Source organism: Mesorhizobium sp. M1E.F.Ca.ET.063.01.1.1 (assembly GCF_003998155.1).
GTDB lineage: Bacteria > Pseudomonadota > Alphaproteobacteria > Rhizobiales > Rhizobiaceae > Mesorhizobium.
Genome location: NZ_RZSC01001607.1, coordinates 1 through 455, shown reverse-complemented (window position 1 = coordinate 455; position 455 = coordinate 1). Strand labels below are relative to the sequence as shown.

Below are 455 nucleotides of genomic sequence, written 5' to 3'. Positions count from 1 at the left end.
TTGCTTCAAGGTCGCAGTCCGACGAGGCGCTTTCGACCGCATTGCGCGCCATGATTGCGCCGCGTTGGCTTGAGGCTCACCACCGTATTGCCTTGACCCGCATTCGCGGAAACAGAGACGCAACATGACCCAGCCGTCGCCCACACCACAGGCTGTCGAGCGGCTACGCGCGCTTGGTGACCGCGAACTGCTGGCCTTCTTCAGCGAAGTGACCAGCAAGGCCAGCCGGGAACTGTTGCGTGTGCTGCCTAGTGTTGACGGCTTTCGCAAGGAAAGTGCCGCCAGCCTCCCGAAGCGCAAGCAGGCGCTGCTCCATCACTTTCTCAAGAAGGGCGGCGCTCCTAAGGCCAACAAGGAGCGCGCCGACCTCGCCTACTACTATCTGTGGCGCGCGTGGGCGGAACAGCACCTGAAGGATGTCGAGGGTCTCGCCGCGTTGCTCGACGCAATCGAGA

1 protein-coding gene is annotated in these 455 nt (G+C 62.6%); it reads left to right on the top strand.

All coding sequences use genetic code 11. From position 1 onward, the window contains the following. Positions 1–124 precede the first annotated feature (124 nt). A partial coding sequence (locus EOA29_RS40025; protein ID WP_145970188.1) for a hypothetical protein occupies positions 125–455 on the top strand: 331 nt, incomplete at its 3' end.